The sequence below is a fragment of the Pseudomonas retamae genome (genome assembly GCF_043496865.1).
GTDB classification, from domain to species: Bacteria; Pseudomonadota; Gammaproteobacteria; order Pseudomonadales; family Pseudomonadaceae; genus Aquipseudomonas; species Aquipseudomonas retamae.
In genome coordinates this window covers 196,174-202,666 of the sequence record NZ_JBIEIL010000013.1, presented here as the reverse complement: position 1 = coordinate 202,666, position 6,493 = coordinate 196,174, and the positions used below count along the sequence as shown (strand labels likewise).

Sequence of the window (6,493 nt, the reverse complement as noted above, 5' to 3'; positions counted from 1 at the left end):
ACGAAGCATTCTTTATCGGCGCTTTGGTGGAAGGGGTGGGGCGATGTCTCCCACGGTCTGTACTGCGGCTAACAGTCAGAAGCCAGCTTGAGGTCCCACCCACCCCTTCGAGTCCTACCATACAAGCCAGTCCGCTGGCGATGACGGCAAATCAGTCAATATCTCTGTGACTGATCTGCTGCGATCGCCAGCAGTCTGGCTCCCACATTTTTTGTCGCGGTAGAAAGTGCTCAGCCAGTCGAGCGACTGATGCGAATGCGTTTGCGCGCGCTGCGCGTCAGGCGGATCGACAGCATCAGCGCCGCACAGCTCAAGCCGACAATCAGACCCTGCCACAGACCGCTCGGGCCGCGTGGTTCGCCGAGCCAGTCGGTCAGGCCGAGGGCGTAACCGACCGGCAAACCAATCCCCCAGTAAGCGAAGAGAGTCAGAATCATCGTCACCCGCGTGTCCTGATAACCGCGCAAGGCGCCGGCGGCAGTGACCTGGATCGCATCGGAAAACTGGAACAGCGCCGAATAGACGATCAGCATCGCGGCAATGTGGATCACTGTCGGATCAGCCGTATAGATCGCCGCAATCGGCTCACGCAGCACCAGCATCATGCTCGCTGACAGGCACGCATAGGCCAGTGCCGTGGCCATGCCGACACCCGCAGCAAAACGCGCCTCACGCGGCTCCTCACGGCCCAACGCCTGGCCGACGCGCACGGTGACGGCCATGCCCAGCGAGTAGGGGATCATGAACACCAGCGAACTGACATTGAGGGCAATCTGATGCCCGGCGACCACCGTGGCGCCGAGGCTGCCGATCAGCAGGGCGATCACCGCAAAAATGCTCGACTCGGCAAACACCGCAATACCAATTGGCAGACCGATTGCCAGCAGCCGCTTGATCACCGCCCACTGTGGCCAGTCGAAACGGCTGAACAGCTCGCTTGAGCGATACGCCGGAGCCCAGCGCTCGTAGCCGGCCAGACCGAGCGCCATCACCCACATCACAATCGCCGTGGCCCAACCGCAGCCGACGCCGCCCATGGCCGGCAAGCCGAAATGACCATAAATGAAGATGTAGTTCAGCGGAATGTTCAGCGCCAGACCGCACAGGCCCAGCACCATCGCCGGCCGCGTGCGGCCCAGGCCATCACTGAAGCAGCGCAGCACATGGTAGAACGCCACCGCTGGCAGCCCGCTGGCGATGCCGTGCAGATATTGCATGCAAGGGCCGATCAGTTCCGGATCGACATTCATCAAGTGCAAAACGGGCTCGGCAGCGAGCAACATCGCCGTGGCGATCAGACCGACCACCAGCGCCAGCCACAGGGCCTGACGGACAATCGGGCCGATCTCGCTGTGCGTACCGGCGCCAAAGCGCTGGGCGACTTTCGGTGTGGTCGCCAGCAGTGTGCCGGTCATCAGCAGAAACACCGGCACCCAGATCGAGTTGCCCAGCGCCACTGCCGCCAGGTCCTTCGGCCCGACACGCCCGGCCATCACCGCATCGACAAAGCCCATGGCGGTGGTCGCCAGTTGGGCGATGATGATCGGCAAGGCCAGGGCGAGCAGGGTTTTCAGCTCCAGGCGAATCCGCGCGGGGCGAGAAAGGCTAACGGCGACAGGTTGATCAGTAACGGAATTCACAGGCAAAACGTCCACAGGTGTTGATGCGCAAGGCGCCGCATTCTACGCCGCTGACATTGCAGTCAGGAAAAATCCTCGTAGCGGATTTGTAAGCGCAAAGGCCGCTGGCCCGGCAAGCGATCTGCACCTAAACTGCCGATCCGCCCAAGGAGCCCGCCATGCTGATTGTTGCCGACGAAAATATCCCGCTGCTCGATGCCTTTTTTGCCGGGTTCGGCGAGATCCGCCGAGTGCCCGGCCGCGCTATGAACCGTGCAACGGTCGAGCAGGCCGACGTGCTGCTTGTACGCTCGGTGACTCCGGTCAACCGTGCGTTGCTGGAGGGCAGCAAGGTACGCTTTGTCGGCACCTGCACGATCGGCACCGATCATCTGGATCTGGAGTACTTCGATCAGGCCGGCATTACCTGGTCTAGTGCGCCGGGCTGCAATGCCCGTGGCGTGGTCGATTATGTGTTGGGCAGCCTGATGACCCTCGCTGAAATCGAAGGTGTCGATCTGACTCGACGCACCTACGGCGTTGTCGGTGCGGGTGAGGTCGGTGGGCGTTTGGTCAAGGTGCTCAAAGGCCTGGGCTGGGATGTAAAAGTCTGCGACCCGCCGCGTCAGGCAGCCGAAGGCGGCGATTACCTCAGCCTCGAGCAAATCATTGAGCAGTGCGATGTGATCAGCCTGCACACACCGCTGACCCGTAGCGGTGAAAGCGCAACCTGGCATCTGTTTGATCAGCAGCGTTTGCGCCAGCTCAAGCCGGGCGCATGGTTGATCAACGCCGCCCGCGGCCCGGTGGTGAATAACGCCGCGCTGCGTAAGGTGCTGCTGGAGCGAGAAGATCTGCAGGCCGTGCTCGATGTCTGGGAGGCTGAACCCGAAGTCGACGTCGCCTTGGCTGAGCTCTGCGTGCTGGCGACCCCGCACATCGCCGGTTACAGCCTCGATGGCAAACAGCGCGGCACGGCGCAGATCTATCAGGCGTTTTGCGCCTTTATCGGCCAACCGGCGAGCATTCAGCTCGCGGAGCTGCTGCCGGCGCCGTGGTTGTCGCAAGTGACGCTGCACGCCGACAGCGATCCGGCCTGGGCGCTGGCGATGTTGTGTCGGGGCGTGTACGACCCGCGTCGCGACGATGCGGATTTTCGCCGCAGCCTGGTAGGCAATGTCGCTGAGCAGCGTGCGGCGTTTGATGTGCTGCGCAAGCAATATCCGGTGCGGCGCGAGATCGAAGGCTTGCAGGTGCGGATTGAAGGGGACGCGCCGGCATTGGCGCAGATCGTCGCGGCGCTTGGGGCTGTGGCAGTCTAGAAACCCGCGGCGACGCTTTCGCGAGCAGGCTCGCTCCCACAGGGATCTTCAGTGAATGAGATCTCCATGTGGGCGCGAGCCTGCTCGCGAAGGTCGCCACAAATCCCGGATCTGCAGCCATAAAAAACCCGGCCATCAGGGCCGGGTCAGGAAGACGGTGGCTATATCATTTTTGTTCGGCAGGCTTGACCAATCGCTTGTCCAGTTCGCGGCACGCGTCCTGGATCATGTCTTCAGTGATCGGTACCTCACGCCCGTCCTTATCGATAATCGAGCAACCCAGAGCTTGGCCGGGTTTGGTGCGAATCACTTCAATCTTGTCTTCGCTGCTGTGTTGCAAGGACATGGCCTGTCTCCTCATCAGGTTGTGTGCCTAGATTAAAACCGCCGCGTGACCAGGCTGTGACAACTCCCGGTGGTCGGTTGGCGAACGGCATCTTTACTCAAACAGAAATGGCCGCTCGTCTCAACCGCAACCTTAGACCAATCGTTTCTAGCATCCTGAGATCACGGGCATATTTAACCTGACTCATTGTGATTTACAGAGTTCCACCCCATCTGAATCAACAGGCAGGCCCTATTCACCCAGCACAGACGTGAATTCCATGATTTCGATGCTCTCTTCCCGGCACCGGCGCGCTTTGCGCCTGACCAGTCATTTTCTCCTGCCGTATCGCTGGCACGCCTTTGGCGCGCTGCTAGCACTCATCGTTACCGCCGGCATCACTTTATCGATGGGGCAGGGCATCAAATTACTGGTGGATCAAGGTTTCATGACCCGCTCGCCGCATCTGCTGAACCAGTCCATCGGGATTTTCATGCTGCTGGTGCTGGGGCTGGCCGTGGGTACGTTCGCGCGTTTCTATCTGGTGTCGTGGATTGGCGAGCGCGTGGTCGCCGACATTCGCCGCCAGGTATTCAACCATCTTGTGTATTTGCATCCGGGCTTTTACGAGAACAACCGCAGCTCGGAAATTCAGTCGCGCCTGACCGCCGACACCACGCTGTTGCAATCGGTGATCGGCTCTTCGCTGTCGCTGTTTTTGCGCAACCTGCTGATGGTGATCGGCGGCGTTGTGCTGCTGTTCATTACCAACCCCAAGCTCACCAGCATCGTGGTAATCGCACTGCCGCTGGTGATCGCGCCGATCCTGCTGTTCGGCCGACGCGTGCGCAATCTGTCGCGCCTGAGCCAGGACCGGATCGCTGACATTGGCAGCTACGTTTCCGAAACACTTGGGCAGATCAAAACCGTGCAGGCCTATAACCATCAAATACAGGACGAACAGCGTTTTTCCTCGACGGTCGAGCAGGCGTTCGAGACTGCGCGCAAACGGATTTTCCAACGTGCGTGGCTGATTACGCTGGTTATCGTGCTGGTGCTTGGCGCGGTGGCGGTGATGTTGTGGGTCGGCGGCATGGACGTCATGGCCGGGCGAATTACCGCAGGTGAACTGGCGGCATTCGTTTTCTACAGCCTGATCGTCGGCAGTGCCTTCGGCACCCTGAGCGAAGTCATCGGCGAACTGCAGCGCGCGGCAGGTGCCGCTGAACGCATCGCAGAACTGCTGCGCTCGGAGAACATCATCCAGCCACCCAAGACTGGGCTGGTGACCTTGCCGGCCAGGGTCAAAGGTGAACTCGAACTCAAGGATGTGCGTTTTTCCTACCCGTCGCGTCCAGAAAGCTATGCGGTCGACGGCTTGAATCTGACCGTGAAAGCGGGCGAAACCCTCGCCCTGGTTGGCCCGTCCGGTGCGGGCAAGTCTACGGTGTATGACTTGTTACTGCGTTTCTACGATCCGCTGGCGGGACAAATCCTGGTCGATGGCGTGCCGCTGACAAGCCTTGACCCGCTGGATCTGCGCCGTTGCTTTGCCCTCGTCTCGCAAACACCGGCGCTGTTTTTCGGCAGCGTCGAGGAGAATATCCGCTACGGCTGCCCGACGGCGACGCTGGAGCAGGTCAAAGAAGCCGCCCGCATCGCCCATGCTCATGACTTTATCGAACAGATGCCTGACGGCTACCAGACGCACCTGGGCGACGGCGGCCTCGGACTTTCCGGCGGCCAGCGCCAGCGCTTGGCAATCGCCCGCGCCTTGCTGGTGGATGCACCGATCCTGCTGCTGGACGAAGCCACCAGCGCCCTCGACGCGCAGAGCGAGCACCTGATCCAGCAAGCCCTGCCCAGCCTGATGCACAACCGCACCACCCTGGTGATCGCCCATCGTCTGGCCACGGTCAAGAATGCCGACCGGATTGCCGTAATGGATCAGGGCAGGCTTGTGGCGATAGGTACGCATCAGGAACTGATTGCCAGCAATGTGCTGTATGCGCGGTTGGCGGCGTTGCAGTTTAATGATGGAAACGAAATCACTGATCAACTGTGATCAAAGGTGCGTGGATCGGGCATTATGGCGGCTTGTTTGAATGCCTGGATGGACACATGAGTCGTTATCGACCGCCGTTGACTCTCACCGCCCGAATGATCGCCCTGATTGCGGAAATCAGCGAACAAATCGGTCAACTCTCGGCCGTGGACGACAACAGGCAAACACCGCAGTTGCGCCGCAGCAATCGTATTCGGACGATTCAGGCTTCTTTGGCGATTGAAAACAACACGCTGAGCATCGAGCAGGTCACCGCCGTTCTCGCAGGACGTCGAGTGCTTGGATTACCGAAAGAAATCCAGGAAGTGCGCAATGCTTTCACGGCTTATGAGGCCATGCCGCAATGGCAGCCAGCCAACAGGTCCGACTTGCTTCGAGCCCATGAATTATTGATGCAGGGGTTGATTGATGAATGCGGACGACTGCGTCGGGCAGGCGTAGGAATTTATCGCGGTGATCAATTGGTTCATATGGCCCCGCCGCCGAGTCGGATATCCGCGCTGATCGACGATCTGCTGGCATGGCTCGACAAGTCGGACTGGCATCCGTTGATCACCAGCTGTGTTTTTCATTATGAATTCGAATTCATCCATCCGTTTGCTGATGGAAACGGGCGAATGGGGCGGTTGTGGCAAACGTTGATACTCAGTCAATGGCGACCGGTACTGGCTTATCTGCCTGTTGAGGCGGTCATACGCGAGGAGCAGGATGCCTATTACGCAGCGCTGTCGGCGGCTGACCGGATGGCCGAGGCCACGCCGTTCGTTGAATACATGCTACAGGCATTGAACATTTCGCTGCGTGAGGCGATTGGTTCCGAGTCGGTGACCGACCCAGTAACCGACCCAGTAACCGACCCAGTAGAAAAGCTGTTGCTGACACTCGAAAATCGATCCATGAGAACCAGCGAGCTGATGGTTGAGATCGGGCTGACACATAGGGCGACTTTCAGAAACAACTATCTCAAACCAGCATTGGCGGTCGGATTAATCGAAATGTCTGATCCAGAAAATCCGAAAAGCCCGACCCAGAAATATCGCCTGACTGACCTCGGAACAGCCACAGCCTCCAGCTTGAAACGAAAATAAGGCTTCGAGCTTTTCAACAAAATGCCCGTATCTCACGATACGGGCATTTTTTATTACTCGGAGTCCGCGTTGTT

Annotated in this window: 5 protein-coding genes; 3 read left to right on the top strand and 2 right to left on the bottom strand. The window is 59.4% G+C overall.

Annotated elements, in window-relative coordinates:
* Window positions 1-230: 230 nt before the first annotated feature.
* Entirely contained in the window at window positions 231-1,640 is a 1,410-nt protein-coding gene (locus ACGSLL_RS23535) for an MATE family efflux transporter (protein WP_394508126.1), read from the bottom strand.
* Window positions 1,641-1,798: 158 nt separating this feature from the next.
* Here ACGSLL_RS23535 and pdxB point away from each other — a divergent pair, with 158 nt between their 5' ends.
* Window positions 1,799-2,941 (top strand): 4-phosphoerythronate dehydrogenase PdxB, encoded by a 1,143-nt coding sequence (gene pdxB / locus ACGSLL_RS23530; protein ID WP_394508125.1) that lies wholly within the window; start codon window positions 1,799-1,801, stop codon window positions 2,939-2,941.
* Window positions 2,942-3,107: 166 nt separating this feature from the next.
* Here the strand turns inward: pdxB and ACGSLL_RS23525 are convergent, their stop codons facing one another.
* Window positions 3,108-3,287, bottom strand: coding sequence for a PA1571 family protein (locus ACGSLL_RS23525; protein ID WP_394508124.1), 180 nt, complete (start codon window positions 3,285-3,287; stop codon window positions 3,108-3,110).
* A 259-nt stretch (window positions 3,288-3,546) separates the two neighbouring features.
* Between ACGSLL_RS23525 and ACGSLL_RS23520 the strand changes: the two genes are divergently transcribed.
* Both ACGSLL_RS23520 and ACGSLL_RS23515 read left to right on the top strand, forming a co-directional pair.
* Window positions 3,547-5,331: an ABC transporter transmembrane domain-containing protein gene (locus ACGSLL_RS23520; RefSeq protein ID WP_394508123.1), complete on the top strand. Its 1,785-nt coding sequence runs from the start codon at window positions 3,547-3,549 to the stop codon at window positions 5,329-5,331.
* Between the two features lie 56 nt (window positions 5,332-5,387).
* Window positions 5,388-6,419, top strand: coding sequence for a Fic family protein (locus ACGSLL_RS23515; RefSeq protein WP_394508122.1), 1,032 nt, complete (start codon window positions 5,388-5,390; stop codon window positions 6,417-6,419).
* The last annotated feature ends 74 nt before the right edge of the window (window positions 6,420-6,493 follow it).